Below are 19,318 nucleotides of genomic sequence, written 5' to 3'. Positions count from 1 at the left end.
GTGCCGGTCAAGGGGGCGCCGATGGCCCGATCAGGGCGGGGACAGGCCAGCACTGGTGCGAAAGGGGGGACTCGAACCCCCACGCCTTGCGGCACTGGAACCTAAATCCAGGGCGTCTACCAATTCCGCCACTTTCGCGTGGCCGGCACAGGTGTTCATTGTCGCAGGCGGCGACTGGAATCGGAAGGCCTGCACAAAGCTGAATCCACTACGCTCCGCGCCATCGCTGCATCGCGGCCAGCCCGGCGGGTGCGCGACCCGCCGGGCTGGCCGCAGCCTACTGCTGCGGTACCGTGCGGGCCGGCGCCGCGCCTGAGCCCGGGTCGACGGCCGCATCCACCTTCCGGACCTCCACGCCCCCATCGTCGGTGCGACGCAGGGCCACCGACGCCGGCGCAGCCCTGCGCACATCCACCGAACCGTCCGCATTGCGCTGTACGTCCACCGCGCCGGGCAGGACCTCCCCCTCCGCGGGCCGGGCCGGCCGCAACTGCATGGCGTCGTCGATCTGGCGCGCCGGAATGCGCTCTGCGCCCGCATCACGCTCGACAGCCTGCGCAGGATCATTGCCCGGCGTGCAGGCCGCCAGTGCCATCAACGCGAAGGGAATCCACACCGTGCCGTGCAATCGAGTGATCTCAGCCATCAACATCTTCCTTCCTGCATGCGCCATCGGCGCGGAAGATCTATTGGGTGCGATGCAGGACGCCATGCGGTGAGAAGCAGTGCACAGCATTGAAAACACTGATGACGCGTATGCCCCTGATTTCAGCACTGCTTCAGTGGATCCACGCCATGCGTGGATGAAGCGCAACCCGGCGTGCGGGCAAGAAAAAAGCCACCTGGATGACCAAGTGGCTTTCGTCTGGTGGGCTGTCAAGGATTCGAACCTTGGACCTATTGATTAAGAGTCAACTGCTCTACCAACTGAGCTAACAGCCCGAAATCGGGGCGCGAATTATGACCCGATCCGCTCGGTGGGTGCAAGCACTTTCTTCAACATCGTTGAAACCAGCACTGCGATCCCAATGCGTTGCAGATCCACGCCAGGCGGGGCCCTGCAACGTGTGGCCCATTGAAATGAAAGGGTCACACCTATAAGAAAAAAGCCACCTGGCGTACCAGGTGGCTTCCGTCTTGGTGGGCCGTCAAGGATTCGAACCTTGGACCTATTGATTAAGAGTCAACTGCTCTACCAACTGAGCTAACGGCCCGTGAAACTCAGACGCACATTGTAGCGTGCTTTCTGTTTATTGCAATACCGTTTCGGCTGCGCCGATGCGGTTGAATCAGTGGGGTGGCTGAGGGGATTCGAACCCCCGACCACCGGAATCACAATCCGGTACTCTAACCAACTGAGCTACAGCCACCACTGAAACTTTCGCTCCACCGCCGATACCGCCAGCACTGGAACCTTGAAACCTTGCCTGGAGACTGTCACCGAAGTTCCGGTCCGCCGAAGCGAGTCCGATATTCTGGTGGAGTCTTTACGCTTTTGCAAGCACTTCTTCACATCCGCCGATGCGATCCCGCTGTCCCGCCAATGGCGCGCCCGACAGGAATCGAACCTGTAACCGCCGGCTTAGAAGGCCGGTGCTCTATCCAGTTGAGCTACGGGCGCCCGAACCGGAACGGTGTCCAATCCGACGTGACGTGGGATTGGTCGGGGTAGAGGGATTCGAACCCCCGACATCCTGCTCCCAAAGCAGGCGCGCTACCAGACTGCGCTATACCCCGGTCTTGCAATCCCCTCGGGTCAGGCCCGGGGAGTTGGTCATTGTCGCCAAGCGCGTTGGGAACTGTCAACGAAGGATGCGCAGTTCCGCGGCCTGCCACAACGCCGAAAGCAGTCATCGGCTATGCTCACGCCCATCGGCCGGATGGCCGTCCTGACCCTCATTCGCACGGAGAACACGCATGCGCAGCGGCAACCCGGCTCTTTCCGAGTCGACCTTCCTCGACCTCGCCAGCGGTTCGGTGGTGACCAGCCCCGACCAGGCAATGACCCTCAACGGCACCGTCAACAAGACCGGTTTCCTGCTGCTGTTGACCGTGCTGACGGCCGCTTTCGCCTGGAACCAGACCATCGACGACTACGGCCAGGTCATGGACGCGGCCAAGCTGTACGCCTTGGGCGGCGGCATCGGCGGCCTGGTGCTGGCGCTGATCACCATCTTCAAGAAGGAATGGTCGCCGGTCACCGCGCCGATGTACGCGCTGGTGGAAGGCGTGTTCCTCGGCGCCATCTCGGCCGTGTTCAACGCCAAGTTCCCGGGCATCGTGTTCCAGGCCGTGCTGCTGACCTTCGGCACCCTGTTTGCGCTGCTGTTCGCGTACCGCAGCGGCGTGATCAAGGCCACCGAGAACTTCAAGATGGGCGTGGTCGCCGCCACCGGCGGCATCGCCCTGCTCTACCTGGCCTCGTTCGTGCTGGGCTTCTTCAACATCAACGTGCCGGTGATCCACGACTCCAGCTGGCTGGGCATCGCCTTCAGCCTGTTCGTGGTGGTCGTGGCGGCGCTGAACCTGGTGCTGGACTTCGACTTCATCGAAACCGGCGTGGCCCAGCGCGCGCCGAAGTACATGGAGTGGTATGGCGCATTCGGCCTGATGGTGACCCTGGTCTGGCTGTATGTGGAGTTCCTGCGCCTGCTGTCGAAGATCCAGCAGCGCTGAGTCCAGCCACGCCGAGAAAGACAAGCCGCGATCCGCAAGGGTCGCGGCTTTTTTGTAGAGTCGAGCAAGCCCACACGTCCCCTGCCCCCATGCCCGACACCTTCCACAGCTACCGCCCGGCAGAGGGCCACCGTCTGCCGCATGACCCGTTCAACGCCATCATCGGCCCGCGCCCGATCGGCTGGATTTCCAGCCGCGACGCACAGGGCACGTTGAACCTGGCGCCCTACAGCTTCTTCAACGCCTTCAACTACACCCCGCCGATCATCGGCTTCTCCAGCCAGGGCCGCAAAGACTCGCTGCGCAACATCGAAGCCACCGGTGAATTCGTCTGGAACCTGGCCACCTTCGACCTGGCCGAGGCGATGAACGAAAGCTGCCGTGCGGTCGCGCCGGATGTCGACGAGTTCGTCCTTGCCGGCCTGACGCCACTGGCCTCAACGCAGGTCACACCGCCCCGCGTGGCACAGAGCCCGGTAAGCATGGAATGCCGCTGCACGCAGATCGTCCGCCTGCGCGATGCCGCCGGCCAGGACACCAACGGCTGGCTGGTGCTGGGCGAAGTGGTGACGGTGCATATCGATGAACGGCTGCTGGTCGATGGCATCTACGACACCGCTGCGGCGACCCCGATCCTGCGCGGCGGCGGGCCTGCCGACTACTTCCGCATCGGCGCCGGACAGCGCTTCCGCATGTTCCGCCCGACCTGACGTTCAACCGGTTACGACCGCGCCAGCAGCGCCGGCATCGACGACGCCAGCAATGCGATGCCCGACGCGGTCAACAGGCTCAGTACGATCTGCCGGAAGCGCGCCTCGCTGATGCCGATGTAGACGCGCGCACCCAGCAGGGTCGGCACCAGCATCGCCGGCGCCACGATGGCGAAGTACGGCAGCATCTGCCGGCTCACCAGGCCGCTGCCGACATAGGTGGCCATGGTCACTGCCAGCATCGCCAGGTTGAAGTTCTGGATGACCGCGCGCTGCTCGTCCTTGCCGAAGCCACGCAGCGTGCTCCACAGCGTCGGCACCGGTCCGGCGAAACCGCCGATGCCGCTGAGCACCCCACCTGCCATGCCGGCGATCGCGTCACCGATACGACCACCCACGCGGATCGGCGGCAATGATCGCGCCATCAGCATCACCGGGCACCACAGCGCAAGGAAGCCGCCCAGCAGCGCCTTGAACCAGTCCATGTCCAGGTGTGGCAGTACCATCACGCCGAGCGGAATGCCCACCAGGCCGCCCAGCACGAACGGCAGCAGCAGGCGCAGGTTGAAGCCACGCCGCACGGTGAACACGGCCACCAGCTGACCGACCAGCGCGCCGAACACCGACAGCGCAGCGGCCAGTCGCGGCTCCAGCCCCCATGCCCAGAACGACATCGCTACCATCCCGAAGGCGAAACCGGACAGGCCCTGTACGAATCCGGCGACGATCGCGCCAAGCGCGACCAGCAGATACACCGACTCCATCATCACCCCGGCTGCAACCGCGCGACTACCCTGCCGCGCTCACCTGTGCAGCGTAGTGCGCCGCGAGATGCTCGACCAGCGCACGCACCTTGGGCGCCAGTGCACGTGCATGCGGGTACAGCGCGAAGTAGCGTCGCTGGCCCGCATGCCAGGCCGGCAGCACGCGGATCAAACGACCGGCGCGCAGATCCTCCTGCACGGTGAAGGCGGTGAACAGGCTGATGCCCATGCCGGCCAGCGCGGCGGCGTACAGTGCGGGCGTGGCATCCACGCGCAGGCGCTGCCCGGCTTCGATGCTCGCGGTTGCGCCGCGCGGCCCCTGCAACTGCCAGGGCGGCATTGCTGGCGTGGGACTGAAACCCAGCAGCGTGTGATGAGCCAGGTCCGCTGCCTGCCGCGGCAGTCCGTGGTGTGCCAGGTAGGCCGGTGCGGCGACCAGGATGCGCGGGCAGCTGGCCAGCTCGCGCGCGACCAGCTGGCTGTCCGGCAGTGAAGCCGCGATGCGCAGGGCCAGGTCGAAACCACCACCGACCACATCGACCAGCTGGTCATCGGCCGACAGGTCCAGCGTGACCTGGGGGTAACGCTGCAGGAATGACGGCAGCCAGTGCGGCAGCTCCTGGCTGGCCACCACCTGCGGCACGCTGATCCGCACGCTTCCACTGGGCTGCGCCTGCCCGGCACGGGCACGGTCGTCGGCTTCCTGCAGGCGGTCCAGCAGCGTTGCCGCCTCACGGTAGTAGTCGCGCCCGGCCTCGGTCAACGACAGCCGGCGGCTGTTGCGATCGAGCAGGCGCACCTGCAGGTGTTCTTCCAGCTGCCGCAGTTGCCGCGACATCGCCGAGTGGGTGGTACCGAGGCGCTCGGCTGCCGCGGTGAAGCTGCCCGCATCGACGATGGCGCGCAGTGCACGCAGGGCAGCGAAGTGATCCATCGGCGGGCAGCTCCACGTGGCGGAGCCCGCGGCATGCGGGCCCCGCCAGCTTATCAAGCGCCGTCGCCGGCCTTGCGCACCGGCAGTGCCAGGATCGCGTCAGTCGTCATGACATCGCCGAAGGCGTCCTCGATCTGGGCCAGAGCGGCTTCATGCAGCGTGCGATGGCCGATGCGCCGGCCGCCAGCCAGGTCCAGGTCACGGCTGGCGCTGGCATCGGACGAGACGATCACCCGGTAACCACGGGGCGCGGCCGCCGCGTCGCGCGCGGCACCAGCCACGCAGGCATGGGTCTGCAGGCCGGTGACGATCAGGGTGTCGATGCCGGCGTTCTTCAGCAGCGGGTCGAGCACGGTGGCGGACGCGCCGGCGAACACGCTGACATTGTCCTTCTGCACCACGGTCTCGCCCTGGCGCGGCTGCAGGTCGCGATGGAAGGCAGCATTGACGCTGCCCTGTGCGAACAGCGGCGCACCCGCCGACAGCACGTGCTGCACATGGATCACGCGGATGCCATGGGCGTCGGCGAATTCGACCACCCGCTTCGCCTGCCGCAGCGCGGCCACGCCATCGGGAATGACCATGCGGCCACCGGCAAAGCCCGGTGCGGCCGTGGCATCGAAGTATTCATTCTGGAAGTCGATGACCAGCACGGCGGTCTTTGCCGCATCCAGCGAGGTCGCGACCGGCGCGCCAGCCATGTGGCGGATGGTGGGATGGGCCGGCTCGGCGGCGGCGACCGGGGCGGTGGTGGCCATGCCGATCAGGCTGGCCAGGCCGAAGGCGGTGAGGTTCATGTTCGAGCTCCAGTGCGTTGGGAAGTGGGCACAGGATGCGGAGCACATGACGCACGAACCAGCCGCCTAGCGGCACATGATCTGTGCAATATACGCACAGACAATTCCCCTGTAGAGCCACCCCATGGGTGGCTGCGGACCAAGGCCCCGTCATCCACGCACGGCGTGGATCTACCGGGCCGGCCCACAACGCAACGGGGCGCCCGAAGGCGCCCCGCTGTGGATCCAACCGAGGTCGGCCGGCCGCTTACAGGCGGCTGGCGATGGCCTGGGCAAAGCTCATGGTGGTGCCGGTGCCGCCCAGGTCGCCGGTCAGCGAATCCTTGGCTTCCATCGTCGCCACGATGGCCTTGCGCAGGCGCTCGGCGTTCTCCGGCTGGCCGACATGGTCCAGCATCTGCGCGGCTGCCAGCAGCAGCGCGCACGGATTGGCCTTGCCCTGGCCGGCGATGTCCGGCGCGGTGCCGTGCACGGCTTCGAAGATCGCCGCGTCCTTGCCGATGTTGGCACCCGGGGCCAGGCCCAGGCCGCCGACCAGACCGGCGCACAGGTCGGAGATGATGTCGCCGAACAGGTTGGTGGTGACGATCACGTCGAACTGTTCCGGACGCATCACCAGCTGCATGCAGCAGTTGTCGACGATCATTTCCTGGAACTCGATCTCCGGGTACTGTGCGGCGACTTCACGGGCGACGTTCAGGAACAGGCCCGAGGTCGACTTGATGATGTTGGCCTTGTGCACGGCAGTGACCTTCTTGCGGCCAGTGCTCTTGGCCAGCTCGAAGGCGTAGCGCACGATGCGCTCGGAGCCCTTGCGGGTGATGCGGGTGCCGGAGAAGGCGGTTTCGCCGTCGGCCGACACTTCCTGGCCTTCGGCCAGGTAGGCACCTTCGGTGTTCTCACGGACGGTGATCAGGTCGACGTTGTCGAAACGCGACTTGGTGTTCGGGAAGGTGTGGGCCGGACGCACGTTGGCGTACAGGTCGAAGTGGCGGCGCAGGCTGACGTTGATCGAGGTGAAGCCACCACCGACCGGGGTGGTCAGCGGGCTCTTCAGCGCGACCTTGTTGCGCGCGATCGATTCCAGGGTCACTGCCGGCATCAGGTCGCCGTGCTTTTCCAGGGCCACCAGGCCGGCGTCGGCGTCTTCGTACTCCAGGCCAGTCTTGAGCTGGTCGAGCACGTACAGGGTGGCGTCCATGATTTCCGGGCCAATGCCGTCGCCGCGGATGACCGTAATTTTCTGCGTCATTGATCGATGTTCCGAACAGGGGGAAAAACGCCGTCCGGACGTGCCCGGAAACGCCGGCGCAAAGGAAGTTTCACCGGCAATTATGCCTGAGCCGGGGCCGAGGTCCCAAATAGACCATGGTCCCAGTGCCCGGCCCAGGCAGAATTGCCCGCGCATTCCGCCTTATCCCCGCGCCTGTCGGCGCGCCCCCTTGAACAACAAGGGGGCTCCTGGGCTGTTGGATCGTGGGAAGGCCCCTCGCGGGTGCGGTAGTGCCGGCCGCTGGCCGGCAACCCCGGCCCTGCCGGATTCAGGGAATACCGGCCAGCGGCCGGCACGCCCCTCAGTGCTCGTGCGCTGCCGGGGCGGCGGCGCCACCTTCAAGCTGGTCGAGGAAGTCGACCGCGCGGCGCAGGTGCGGGATCACGATCGATCCGCCCACCACCAGGCCGACCGAGAAGGTCTCGAAGAACTCCTCGCGGGTCACGCCGGCGTCCTTGCACTGGGCCACGTGATAGCTGATGCAGTCGTCGCAGCGCAGCACCATCGAGGCCACCAGGCCCAGCAGCTCCTTGGTCTTCACGTCCAGCGCGCCGGCCTGGTAGGTCTGCGTGTCCAGCGCGAAGAAGCGGCGCACCACCTGGTTCGGCTCACCCAGGATCCGCTCGTTCATGCGCTTGCGGAACTCGGTGAACTCGGCGATGCGGTCCTTGCTGCCGTCGTCGGCCGCGCTCATGCCTGGCCCTGCCCGGCCAGCAGCGGCTCGAGCTTGCCTTCACGGTGCAGGGCCATCATGTCGTCGTAGCCGCCGACATGGACGTCGCCGACGAAGATCTGCGGCACGCTGGTGCGGCGGGTCAGCGCCATCATCTTCTCGCGCTCGGCCGGGTCCAGGTCGATGCGGACCTCGGTCCACTGCTGGCCCTTGCTCTTCAGGAAGTTCTTGGCGGCCACGCAGTACGGGCAGACGGCGGTGGAATAGATGGTGATGGCGGGGGCACCGCCGGCGGTCTGGGCTGTCACGGGAAACTCCACGATGGATCGACGGTCTACATATGGTACCGGTGCGCTGGAATTTCCACGCCACGGCCGCAACACTGTGGATTAACGAATGGTTGCCCCCCGCCCTGCCACGCTTGGCGCGCCCCGCCCGAGGAACTCCTGCTTGCGAGCCCTGCTGCTGACTACCGCCGTCACCCTGGCCCTGGCCATGCCGCTGGCCCAGGCTCAGGAGAAGCTGCCCGACATCGGCTCCTCGGCCGGCGAGCTGCTGACCCCGGCCCGCCAGGCCGAGTACGGCGCGATGATGCTGCGCGAGCTGCGCAACTACGGCTACCTGCTGGAAGATCCGCTGGTCAACGACTGGCTGCAGACCATGGGCACCCGGCTCGGCTCCAACAGTGACCAGCCGCGGCAGCCGTACACCTTCTTCGTGATGAACGACCGCCAGATCAACGCGTTCGCCACGCTGGGCGGCTACATCGGGGTCAATGCCGGCCTGGTGCTGACCGCCGAGCGCGAGGACGAGGTCGCTGCGGTGCTGTCCCACGAAATCGCCCACGTCACCCAGCAGCATGTGCTGCGCGGCGTCGAGCGCGCCCAGCGTGACCAGATCCCGATCCTGCTGGGCATGCTGGCAGCGGTGGTGGCCGCCCAGGCCAGCAACAGCACGTCGTCCGGCAACGCGACGATGGCCGCGATCAGCTCGGGCATGGGCTTGATGCAGCAACGGCAGATCAACTACACCCGCTCCAACGAGTCCGAGGCCGACCGCCTCGGCATCCGCACCCTGTCGCGCAGCGGCTACGACGTGGATGCCATGGCCGGCTTCTTCGAACGGATGTCGGCGGCCATGCGTGGCAACGAAGGGGGCTACAGCGTGCCCGAGTTCCTGCGCACCCACCCGGTCAATATCACCCGCATCAGCGAAGCCAAGGCCCGCGCCGAGCAGATGAAGAAGGATACGGTGCTGCTGACCACCAGCACCCCCACCGGCGAGCGCAAGGAGCGGGTGGACCCGGCCGATCCCAGCCTGGGCGAGCCGCTGCTGCGCGGCAACAACCCGCTGCTGCCCAGCAGTGTGCTGCGCCTCCCGATCGGCCAGCTCAACCGTGGCGCCAGCGGCGACTTCGACTGGGCACGTGAGCGCCTGCGCGTGCTCAGCGCGGATTCCACCCCCGAGCTGGAACGCGAGTATGCCGACCTGGCCAAGCGGCAGAAGGACGGTCTCAACGATGCGCAGCGCTATGGCCAGGCGCTGGCGGTCATGCGCGGTGGCCGTGCCGGCGCCGGCCAGGCCCGGCAGACCCTGGCCGGCCTGCTCCAGACCCATCCCGGCAACCTGTGGCTGGCGCTGGGCCTGGGCGAAGCGGAATCGCGGGCAGGCCAGGCGGCCCAGGCCAACAGCCGCTTCGAGCAGCTGCTGCGCGAACACCCCAACAGCCGCCCGGTGGCACTGACCTATGCCGAGATCCTGAACGAACAGGGCAACCGCGAGGCCGGCCAGCGCGCGCAGGCGATGCTGCGCCCCCTGTTGTCGCAAAGCGGTAACGATCCGGTCTTCCAGCAGCGCTTTGCCCGCGCCAGCGAGCTGGCCGGCGACAGCGTGCGTGCCAGCGAGGCCTATGCCGAGGCCGCCTTCCTCAGCGGTCGGCCGGAACAGGCGCTGCTGCAGCTGCAGGCGCTCAAGCGCAACCCGGCGCTGGATTACATTGGCCGCGCGCGGGTCGATGCCCGCATCGAAGCGATCACCCCGACCGTGCTGGAGCTGCGCCGCCAGGGCGTGCAGGACCCGGACCTGGACCGGCGCTGAGCGCTGCATGACCGGCCGATGGCAATCCAGGCCGGTTCCGGCCGGGCAGTCACAAACATGTCATCAAACCGTAGTCTACTGGCACCACTCCAGTAACCGAGCCCTACGGTGTCCTCGTGCAGAAACGCATCCTGATCGTCGATGACGAGCCCGCGATCCGTGAAATGGTCGCCTTCGCCCTTCGCAAGGGCGATTACGAACCGGTCCACGCCGGCGATGCCCGGGAGGCCCAGACCGCGATCGCCGACCGCGTTCCGGACCTGATCCTGCTGGACTGGATGCTGCCCGGCACCAGCGGCCTGGACCTGGCCCGTCGCTGGCGCAAGGAAACGCTGACCCGCGAAGTGCCGATCATCATGCTGACCGCCCGCGGCGAAGAGAACGACCGCGTCGGTGGCCTGGAAGCCGGCGTCGACGACTACGTGGTCAAGCCGTTCTCGGCGCGCGAACTGCTGGCGCGCATCCGTGCGGTGATGCGCCGTGCCCGCGAGGACGACGAGGACGGCAGCGTGGCAGTCGGCCCGATCCGCATCGACGGCGCCGCCCATCGCGTGTTCGCCAACGACCAGCCGGTGCCGATCGGCCCGACCGAATACCGCCTGCTGCACTTCTTCATGACCCATCCGGAGCGCGTCTACACCCGCGCGCAGCTGCTGGACCATGTATGGGGTGGCAGCGTGTACGTGGAGGAGCGCACCATCGACGTGCATATCCGCCGCCTGCGCAAGACGCTGGAACCGTTCAACGCCGAGAACATGGTGCAGACCGTGCGCGGCGCCGGCTACCGGTTCTCCACTGCCACCTGAGTCTCGTCGTGCCGGCACCGCGCACCTGCGGGTGCCGGTGCCGGCAACTCTGCTATAACCCTTGGTTCACTCCAGTGAACCGCCGCACCTCAACGACGAGACCGCAATGCCCCGCCACATCCGCTCTGCCTGGTTGAAGACCCTGGCCACCGTTGCCGCGGTACTGCTGTTCGCCGGACTGGTGGGGTGGTTCACGGGCCATCTGTGGTTGTGCATCGCGCTGGGCGCGCTGGCCACCCTGGCCTGGCATTACTGGCGCCTGCGCAGCGTGCTGCGCCGCCTGACCGCACGCCAGCGCTGGGACACCGCCGAAGAAGGCACCGGCGTCTGGAACGAACTGGACCGCCTGCTGTATCGCAACCAGGTGGAAATGCGCGTGCGCAAGCGCCGCCTGCTGGACATGCTGCGCAGCTACCGCGCCGCCGCCGCCGCATTGCCCGACGCGGTGGTGGTGCTGGACCGCAACAGCCAGCGCGTGCAGTGGTTCAACGAAGCGGCCACCGCCCTGCTCGGCCTGCACCATCCCGGCGACCTTGGCGAGGCCCTGGTCGAACGCCTGCAGCCGATGCCGCTGGCCCACTGGCTGGCCGGTGGCCGCAATGCCGAACCGATCCTGGACGTGCCCTCGCCGGTCGATCCGGCGATCCGCCTGAACCTGCGCCTGATTCCCTATTCGTCGGATTACTGGCTGCTGATCGCCCGCGACGTCAGCAAGCTGCTGCGCCTGGAACAGGTGCGCCGCGACTTCGTGGCCAATGTTTCACACGAGCTGCGCACGCCGCTCACCGTGGTCCACGGCTACCTGGACATGATGGATCCGGAGGACTTCCCCGGCACCGGCCCGATGCTGGAAGAAATGCGCAAGCAGAGCCAGCGCATGGCCCAGCTGGTGGAAGACCTGCTGACCCTGTCGCGGCTGGAATCGCAGGAGCACAGCGAGGAAGAGACCGTGGCCATGCAGCCGATGCTGGCGACCCTGCGCCGCGAGGCCGAGGCGCACAGCCAGGGCCGCCACCAGATCAGCATCGATGATCTGGCCGGTGTCGACCTGCAGGGTTCGACCAAGGAACTGCACAGCGCCTTCTCCAACCTGGTCACCAACGCGGTGCGCTATACCCCGGCCGGGGGCCGCATTGCGGTGGAGTTCCGCCGCGAAGGCGACGGCGCCGTGCTGGCGGTGCGCGATTCCGGCTACGGCATTCCCGCCACCCACCTGCCGCGCCTGACCGAACGTTTCTACCGTGTGTCCAGCAGCCGCTCGCGCGAGAGCGGCGGCACCGGGCTGGGCCTGTCCATCGTCAAGCACATCCTCGGCCTGCACCACGCACGGCTGGAGATTGAAAGCGAAGTCGGCAAGGGCTCGGTGTTCTCCTGCCATTTCGATGCCGACCACGTGCGCCCGCGCGAGTCCGCCCCCCTGACCTCCATCGAAGAATGACGCCATGAGCAGCCTCGGATCCCTCCCCCTCCCCGTGAGCCCGGACAACGATCCGTTGCGCGACCCGTCGCTGTACATCAACCGCGAGCTGTCGCAGCTGGATTTCAACTTCCGCGTGCTGGCGCAGGCCATGGACCCGCAGGTGCCGCTGCTGGAGCGCCTGCGCTTCATGTGCATCTCCTGCACCAACCTCGACGAGTTCTTCGAGATCCGTGCCGCCGCCGTGCGCCACGCGCAGGAATTCGGCCTGCCGCCGGCGCCGGACGGCATGAGCCCGCAGGCCATCCTCAACGCCATCCATGACCGCGCTGCGGAGCTGGTGGACCAGCAGTACCGCTGCTGGAACGAGACGCTGCGCCCGGCGCTGATGGAGGCCGGCATCGGCGTGCTCGGTCGCCATTCCTGGACCGACCGCCAGAGGCGCTGGCTGCGCGCCTACTTCCGCAACGAGATCATGCCGGTGCTGTCGCCGCTGGGCCTGGACCCGGTGCACCCGTTCCCGAAGATCCTCAACAAGTCGCTGAACATCGTGGTGGTGCTGAAGGGCACCGATGCGTTCGGCCGCGCCGGCCACCTGGCGATCGTGCGTGCGCCGCGCTCGCTGCCGCGCATCATCCAGCTGCCGGAGAAGCTCGGCGGATCGCAGAACTTCGTGTTCCTGTCCTCGGTGCTGTCGACCTTCGTCGATGAGCTGTTCCCGGGCATGGAAGTCCAGGGTGCCTACCAGTTCCGTGTCACCCGCAACTCCGAGCTGGTGGTGGACGAGGAGGAAGTGGAGAACCTGGCGCTGGCGCTGCGCGACGAACTGGTAGACCGCGGCTACCGGCCGGCGGTGCGCCTGGAAATCGCCCACGACATGCCGCGCGAGATCGTGCGCACCCTGCTGCAGAATTTCGGTCTGACCGAGAACGCGGTGTACCGCATCGACGGCCCGGTCAACCTCAACCGCATCATCCAGCTGTACGACCTGATCGCGCAGCCAGACCTGAAGTACCCGCCGATGACCCCGCGCACGCTGCGCGACAGCGACGGCATCTTCGAGACCACGGCGCGCCAGGACCTGCTGCTGCACCACCCGTTCGATGCCTTCACCGCGGTGCTGGACCTGATCCGGCAGGCGGCGATCGATCCCAACGTGCTGGCGATCAAGCAGACGCTGTACCGCACCGGCAAGGATTCGCTGATCGTCGACGCACTGATCCAGGCCGCGCGCAACGGCAAGGACGTGACTGTAGTGGTCGAACTGCGTGCGCGCTTCGACGAAGAGGCCAACCTGGGCCTGGCCGATCGCCTGCAGGAGGCCGGGGTGCAGGTGGTGTACGGCGTGGTCGGCTACAAGACCCACGCCAAGATGCTGCTGATCGTGCGCCGCGAAGGCCGCAAGCTGCGCCGCTACGTGCACCTGGGCACCGGCAACTACCACAGCGGCACTGCCCGCGCGTACACCGACATCAGCCTGATCACCGCCGATCCGGACATCGGCAATGACGTGCACCTGTTGTTCCAGCAGCTGTCCGGGCTGGCCTCGAAGATGAAGCTCAAGCGCCTGCTGCAGTCGCCCTTCACCCTGCACACCGGCATCCTCGGCCGTATCGAGCGCGAGACGCGCATCGCCGCCGCCGGCCGCCCAGCGCGGATCATCGCCAAGATGAACGCGTTGAACGAACCGCAGGTGGTGCGCGCGCTGTACGCCGCGTCGCAGGCCGGCGTGCAGATCGACCTGATCATCCGTGGCGCCTGCACCCTGCGTCCGGGCGTTCCGGGTGTCTCGGACAACATCCGCGTGCGCTCGATCGTCGGCCGCTTCCTGGAGCACAGCCGCGTCTACTGGTTCGGCAACGACGGCGCGCCGGAGATGTACTGCGCCAGCGCCGACTGGCTGGAACGCAACCTGCTGCGCCGGGTCGAGACCTGCTTCCCGATCCTCGATCCGGAACTGGCCAAGCGGGTGTACCGCGAGGTCCTGCAGAACTACCTGGACGACAACCTCAACGCCTGGGAACTGGACGCCGACGGCGTCTACCACAAGCGTGCGCCGGCGCACGACGAAGCCCCGCATTCTGCGCAGATGGCATTGATGCAGGGGCTGTAATCCTGCCCCGGTGGATCCCGACCGCTGGTCGGGATTCGATCAGCGGTCGCCCGGGGTCAGATCCCTTTCCTGCGGGAAAGGGATCTGACCCCTTGCAATCCTGCTGCACGCCTCCTTCCAGAATGTGAAGGCCGCGCGGTGACGAGCACACCGCCGCTTCGGATAACATTCGCCCATGCCGCATACCTCCACGACTCCGCCCGCATTGCAGGATGGCGACCTGCTGGCCGCCATCGACCTTGGCTCCAACAGTTTCCACATGGTCATCGCGCGCTACACGCTCGGCCAGCTGCGGGTGATCGACCGCCTGCGCGAGACGGTGCGCATGGCCGACGGGCTGGATGGCAAAGGCGGACTGTCTTCCGCCGCACGGCAGCGCGCGCTGGAGTGCCTGGCCCGTTTCGGCCAGCGCATCCGCAATGTGCCGCCGCATCGGGTGCGCGCGCTGGCCACCAACACGGTGCGCCAGCTGCGTTCTCCCCAGTCGTTCCTGGTCCCGGCCGAAACTGCACTGGGACACGCCATCGAAGTGGTCAGCGGCCGCGAAGAAGCCCGCCTGATCTACCTGGGCGTGGCCCACGCGCAACCCCCCAAGCCCGGCCAGCGCCGGCTGGTGATCGACATCGGTGGCGGCTCCACTGAATTCATCATCGGCATGGGCATGCAGACCCTGGAGCGCGAAAGCCTGCAGGCCGGTTGCATCGCCAGCACCCGGCGCTTCTTCCCCGGCGGCAAGCTCAGCAAGAAGCGCTGGAAGGACGCGCTGGCCGAGATCGGCCGCGAGTTCCAGCCCTTCGCCAGCAAGTACCGCGCGCTGGGCTGGCAGGAGGCGCTGGGTTCTTCGGGCACGCACAAGGCGATCAGCGAGATCTGCGCGACGATGAAGCTGAGCAAGGGCGCGATCACCGCCGAGGCCCTGCCGCAACTGCGCGATGAGCTGCTGAAGGCCAAAAAGATCGACGACATCCAGTTGCCGGGCCTGTCCAGCGACCGCCGCCCGATCATCGCCGGCGGCATCCTGGTGCTGGAAGCGGCGTTCCAGGCACTTGGCCTGCAGAAGCTGCTGGTCAGCAAGGCCGCGATGCGCGAGGGCATCCTCTACGACATCGTCGGCCGTGCCGGCGAGAACGACCTGCGCGATGAATCGGTGGCCGCGCTCAGCCAGCGCTACGGTATCGATACGGTACAGGCCGACCGCGTGCAGGACACCGCTCTGTCACTGCTGGAGCAGGTGCAGGAACGCTGGAAGCTCGATGCCGATGATGCGCGCATGCTCGGCTGGGCCGCACGCCTGCACGAACTGGGCCTGATGATTGCCCACAGCGGCTACCACGTGCATGGCAGCTACGTGCTGGAGCACTCGGACATCGCCGGCTTCTCCCGCCAGGAACAGCAGATGCTGGCCGCGCTGGTGCGCAGCCATCGCCGCAGCGTGACCAAGACCGCCTTCGACGCCCTGCCCGAGCGACTGCTGCTGACCGCGCGCCGGTTGGCGGCCCTGCTGCGGCTGGCGGTGCTGCTCAACCGCGCGCATGAGGACGACCCGCTGCCGGCGCTGGAGCTGACCGCCGACGACAACCGGCTGTCGCTGATCGTGCCGCAGGCATTCATCGATGCCCGTCCGCTGCTGCGCGCCGACCTGATCGGCGAGACCGACGGGATCGCCGGGCTGGGCATCCAGTTCCGTCCGTTCGTAGCCTGAATACGCCGTCGCCTGTTGTCCACAGGACAGCAGGAGTGACGCACTTCGCACCCCCACTTTGCGCAGTCTGGCGGTTTTTTGTGCTGCTTCGCATCACGACGGCACCGTATCGCGTATCGCACCTCTCACGTAAGCGCCTGCTTTTGTTCACTTTTTGTGAAGGATGGGGGTGTCCCGTGACATAAATCGATACGAACTCTTTACAGAGCATTAACTAACGAGACTACTATCGGGTCACCGGCTCGGTCATCAACCCAGCTGGCTCCTTCGACGCCCACTTTGGCGTCTTGTGCACGACCTGAGAGAGAGAGCTCGCCATGACTTCACGCACCACCGCACTGGGGCAGGCCATCCGCTATGCCCTGGCTACCACCGCAACGTTGGCCGCCCTGCCCGCGTTTGCCCAGGACGGCAGCAACGCAACGCCCACCAACCTCGACCGCATCGAGATCACCGGCTCGCGCATCCGCCAGGTGGACGTGGAAACCGCCCAGCCGGTGTTCGCGATCAGCCGCAACGACATCGAAAAGCAGGGCTTCAGCTCGGTTGCCGACATCCTGCAGAACGTCACCGCGATGGGCAGCCCGACCATCAGCCGCGCCAATGCGCTGACCGCGGGTGAAAACGCGGGTGGCACCTACATCGACATGCGCAACCTGGGCACCCAGCGCACGCTGGTGCTGGTCAACGGCAAGCGCATGGGCATCAGCACGTCCGGCTACCAGGACATCTCCACGCTGCCGGTGTCCGCCGTGGAGCGCATCGAGGTGCTGAAGGACGGCGCCTCTGCGATCTATGGCTCCGACGCCATGGCCGGCGTGGTGAACATCATCACCCGCTCCAATGTCACCGGTGTGACCGCCAACGTCTATCACGGCCAGTACAGCCAGGGCGACGGCGCACGTGACCGCTTCGACGTGGTCGCCGGCTGGAGCAACGATCGCGTGTCGTTGACCTTGTCCGCCGAGCATGCCGAAGAGAAGGGCGTGTGGGCGCGCGATCGCGGCTTCAGCAAGTACGGCATGACCGATCGCCATCCGTACGACAGCAGCAACTGGACCACGATCAGCCAGTACGGCCAGTTCACCGGTCTGCGCGGCCCGGGCTGTACCGCCACTGCGGGCTGCGGCTATTCCCTCAACCGCGGCGCGGATCCCACCAACCCGGCCAATTACCACCTCACCGATAGCACGCCGTTCACCGGTGACGTGAGCAACGCCAACGACCAGATGCACGTGATGTATCCGGTCAAGCGCGACTCGGTCTATTTCGACGGCCGGTTCAAGATCACCGACAACGTCAACTTCCGCACCGAGCTGGGCTACAACCAGCGTGAGTCCACCCGCCAGATCGCGGGCTATCCGCTGCAGTCGAGCACCGCCGGTGTCGGCTCGATGTCGATCAACAGCTACTTCAATCCGTTCGGCCGCCAGCACGGGTATGCCACCCCGACCGCCGTGGCATGGAACCGCCGCACCTGGGAAGTGCCGCGCGTGACCACCAGCGAGCTGAAGACCTACCGCGCGGTGGCGTCGTTCGACGGTTCGTTCGAGATCGGCAGCCGCTACTTCGACTGGGAAGTGGGTTACCAGTACAACCGCAATGAACTGGAATCGGTGGCGACCGGCAACCTGCACAAGGGTCGCGTCGCCGGCGGCGTCGGCCCGTCGTTCTACAACGCCGCCACCGGCAAGGTGCAGTGCGGCACCGCTGCCGCGCCGATCTCCTATGACGTGTGCAAGCCGTGGAACCCGCTGGTGCCGTACGGCACGACGGCTGCCGATGGCCTGTACGGCAACGAAGAACTGCAGGCGTGGCTGTTCCCGGAAGAGATCACCAAGGGCCGTACCACCTCCAAGAACTTCTTTGCCAACATCGCTGGCAGCATCGTGACCCTGCCGGCTGGCGACCTGGGCTTCGCGTTCGGCGTGGAAAGCCGCAAGGAAGAAGGCAAGTACACCCCGGATGCCCTGGCCCAGACCGGCGCGACCACCAACCTGGCCGCGGGCCCGACCGGCGGTGACTACACCGTCAACGAGGCCTACCTGGAAGTGAACGTTCCGGTGCTGGCCGACCTGCCGGGCGCGAAGGAACTGACCTTTAATGGCGCAACCCGCTTCTCGGACTACAACACCTTCGGCAACACGCTCAACAGCAAGTTCGGCTTCAAGTGGAAGCCGATCGACTCGCTGATGGTGCGTGGCACCTGGGCCGAGGGCTTCCGTGCACCGACCATCAGCGACCTGTTCGGTGGTGGTTCGGAGACCTTCGCGCAGTTCAGCGATCCGTGCGACACCCGCTTCGGTTCCTCGGCCTCCAGCGCGGAAGTCCGTGCACGTTGCGCACGCGACATCGCCAATGCGAATACCTTCCGCCAGCTGCGCCAGGGTGGCACCCCGGTGAACACGTCGACGGACGCGACCCCGGTGCCGTTCACCTCCGGGTCGAACCCGCTGCTGACGCCGGAAACCTCGACCAGCAAGACGCTGGGCCTGGTCTGGAGCCCGAGCTTCATCCAGGGCTTCAACGCCTCGCTGGACTGGTGGAAGATCCGCATCGACAACACGATCATCGCCGACACGCCGACCCAGATCCTGCAGGACTGCTACGAATCGGGTATCGACGCGCGCTGCTCGCGCTTCCAGCGTGACCCGGTGACCGGCATCGTGACCAACCTGAAGTTCGGCAACCGCAACGCGGGCTTCATGGAAACCGAAGGCTACGATCTGGACGTGAGCTACCGTCTGGACACCCGGTTCGGCAAGTTCAACGTGAACTCGGCCACCACCTACGTGTCCAGTGCGACCTACCGCACCTCCAACGACAGCTCGATCGTCCCGATCGTCACCAACGGCATCGGCAGCGCTTTCCGCGTCCGTTCCAACCTGGTGCTGGGCTACGAGCGGGGCAACTTCGGCGCGAGCTGGACCGCGCGTTACTATTCGGGCGTGAAGGAAACCTGCTCGAACATCGCGCTGTACCCGGACGAGTGCTCGGATCCGGGTGTGTACGCACCGTGGTACAAGGGCGCACGCAACTACAACGAGCGCGGCGCGGTCACCTTCCACGACGTGCAGGTGCGTTACTCGCTGCCGTGGGACGCCACCGTGTCGGTCGGTGCCAACAACGTGTTCGAGAAGACCGGCCCGGTCATGTACAGCAAGCCGAACTCGGCCTTCTCGTACTACGGTGGTTACGATATCGGCCGCTTCATCTACATGAAGTACCAGCAGCGCTTCTGATCCATCGCGCTGTGACGGAAGCATGACGACCACGGCCCTTCGGGGCCGTGGTTTTTTATTGGCCGCCGCGCCCAGGCGCTGGCCGGCGCCACCGTCATCTGATGGTCGCAAAGC

Annotated in this window: 15 protein-coding genes and 6 tRNA genes; 8 read left to right on the top strand and 13 right to left on the bottom strand. The window is 66.4% G+C overall.

What is annotated here, in order from left to right:
* Window positions 1-53: 53 nt before the first annotated feature.
* From AC5QAB_RS19635 to AC5QAB_RS19605, 7 genes are all read right to left on the bottom strand, one after another.
* Window positions 54-138: transfer RNA gene (locus tag AC5QAB_RS19635), tRNA-Leu, on the bottom strand.
* Between the two features lie 139 nt (window positions 139-277).
* On the bottom strand, window positions 278-646 hold the full coding sequence (locus tag AC5QAB_RS19630) for a hypothetical protein (RefSeq protein WP_100449487.1): 369 nt from the start codon (window positions 644-646) through the stop codon (window positions 278-280).
* Between the two features lie 220 nt (window positions 647-866).
* Window positions 867-942 (bottom strand) — tRNA-Lys (locus AC5QAB_RS19625).
* A 196-nt stretch (window positions 943-1,138) separates the two neighbouring features.
* Window positions 1,139-1,214 (bottom strand) — tRNA-Lys (locus AC5QAB_RS19620).
* Between the two features lie 79 nt (window positions 1,215-1,293).
* A tRNA-His gene (locus AC5QAB_RS19615) sits at window positions 1,294-1,370 on the bottom strand.
* A gap of 174 nt (window positions 1,371-1,544) precedes the next feature.
* Window positions 1,545-1,621, bottom strand: a tRNA-Arg gene (locus tag AC5QAB_RS19610).
* A gap of 39 nt (window positions 1,622-1,660) precedes the next feature.
* A tRNA-Pro gene (locus AC5QAB_RS19605) sits at window positions 1,661-1,737 on the bottom strand.
* Window positions 1,738-1,917: 180 nt separating this feature from the next.
* Here AC5QAB_RS19605 and AC5QAB_RS19600 point away from each other — a divergent pair.
* Window positions 1,918-2,676 (top strand): Bax inhibitor-1/YccA family protein, encoded by a 759-nt coding sequence (locus tag AC5QAB_RS19600; protein WP_032961785.1) that lies wholly within the window; start codon window positions 1,918-1,920, stop codon window positions 2,674-2,676.
* Window positions 2,677-2,765: 89 nt separating this feature from the next.
* Window positions 2,766-3,386 carry a flavin reductase family protein gene (locus AC5QAB_RS19595; RefSeq protein WP_197562149.1) on the top strand — a complete coding sequence of 207 codons (621 nt, stop codon included), beginning with the start codon at window positions 2,766-2,768 and terminating at the stop codon, window positions 3,384-3,386.
* An 11-nt stretch (window positions 3,387-3,397) separates the two neighbouring features.
* Here the strand turns inward: AC5QAB_RS19595 and AC5QAB_RS19590 are convergent, their stop codons facing one another.
* The 6 genes from AC5QAB_RS19590 to grxC all read right to left on the bottom strand — a co-directional run bounded on the left by AC5QAB_RS19590 (window position 3,398) and on the right by grxC (window position 8,135).
* On the bottom strand, window positions 3,398-4,150 hold the full coding sequence (locus tag AC5QAB_RS19590) for a sulfite exporter TauE/SafE family protein (protein WP_069118519.1): 753 nt from the start codon (window positions 4,148-4,150) through the stop codon (window positions 3,398-3,400).
* Between the two features lie 25 nt (window positions 4,151-4,175).
* On the bottom strand, window positions 4,176-5,084 hold the full coding sequence (locus AC5QAB_RS19585) for a LysR family transcriptional regulator (RefSeq protein ID WP_032961780.1): 909 nt from the start codon (window positions 5,082-5,084) through the stop codon (window positions 4,176-4,178).
* Between the two features lie 53 nt (window positions 5,085-5,137).
* Entirely contained in the window at window positions 5,138-5,881 is a 744-nt protein-coding gene (locus AC5QAB_RS19580) for a cysteine hydrolase family protein (RefSeq protein ID WP_197562148.1), read from the bottom strand.
* Window positions 5,882-6,128: 247 nt separating this feature from the next.
* Complete coding sequence (locus AC5QAB_RS19575; RefSeq protein ID WP_495233576.1) at window positions 6,129-7,133, bottom strand: isocitrate dehydrogenase; 1,005 nt, start codon at window positions 7,131-7,133, stop codon at window positions 6,129-6,131.
* A gap of 322 nt (window positions 7,134-7,455) precedes the next feature.
* Complete coding sequence (locus AC5QAB_RS19570) at window positions 7,456-7,848, bottom strand: carboxymuconolactone decarboxylase family protein (protein WP_004154542.1); 393 nt, start codon at window positions 7,846-7,848, stop codon at window positions 7,456-7,458.
* A complete protein-coding gene (gene grxC / locus AC5QAB_RS19565; protein WP_004154541.1) occupies window positions 7,845-8,135 on the bottom strand; it encodes a glutaredoxin 3 in 291 nt (96 codons plus the stop codon). The genes AC5QAB_RS19570 and grxC overlap by 4 nt, the downstream gene beginning before the upstream one ends.
* A gap of 142 nt (window positions 8,136-8,277) precedes the next feature.
* Here grxC and AC5QAB_RS19560 point away from each other — a divergent pair, with 142 nt between their 5' ends.
* The 6 genes from AC5QAB_RS19560 (at window position 8,278) to AC5QAB_RS19535 (ending at window position 19,204) form a co-directional block, all read left to right on the top strand.
* A complete protein-coding gene (locus AC5QAB_RS19560) occupies window positions 8,278-9,924 on the top strand; it encodes a M48 family metalloprotease (protein WP_014646090.1) in 1,647 nt (548 codons plus the stop codon).
* A gap of 116 nt (window positions 9,925-10,040) precedes the next feature.
* On the top strand, window positions 10,041-10,730 hold the full coding sequence (gene phoB / locus AC5QAB_RS19555) for a phosphate regulon transcriptional regulator PhoB (protein WP_005408258.1): 690 nt from the start codon (window positions 10,041-10,043) through the stop codon (window positions 10,728-10,730).
* A gap of 106 nt (window positions 10,731-10,836) precedes the next feature.
* Window positions 10,837-12,168, top strand: coding sequence for a phosphate regulon sensor histidine kinase PhoR (phoR, locus tag AC5QAB_RS19550; RefSeq protein WP_005415460.1), 1,332 nt, complete (start codon window positions 10,837-10,839; stop codon window positions 12,166-12,168).
* 4 nt (window positions 12,169-12,172) lie between these two features.
* Window positions 12,173-14,260: a polyphosphate kinase 1 gene (gene ppk1 / locus AC5QAB_RS19545; RefSeq protein ID WP_032955925.1), complete on the top strand. Its 2,088-nt coding sequence runs from the start codon at window positions 12,173-12,175 to the stop codon at window positions 14,258-14,260.
* A 175-nt stretch (window positions 14,261-14,435) separates the two neighbouring features.
* Entirely contained in the window at window positions 14,436-15,962 is a 1,527-nt protein-coding gene (gene ppx, locus AC5QAB_RS19540) for an exopolyphosphatase (RefSeq protein WP_032955928.1), read from the top strand.
* 317 nt (window positions 15,963-16,279) lie between these two features.
* Window positions 16,280-19,204: a TonB-dependent receptor domain-containing protein gene (locus AC5QAB_RS19535; RefSeq protein ID WP_032955931.1), complete on the top strand. Its 2,925-nt coding sequence runs from the start codon at window positions 16,280-16,282 to the stop codon at window positions 19,202-19,204.
* Window positions 19,205-19,318: the final 114 nt, after the last annotated feature.

Source organism: Stenotrophomonas sp. YJH_SMC_127, assembly GCF_059372445.1.
Note: the sequence above shows the minus strand (reverse complement) of the source record. Positions and strands in the feature narration are given on the sequence as shown.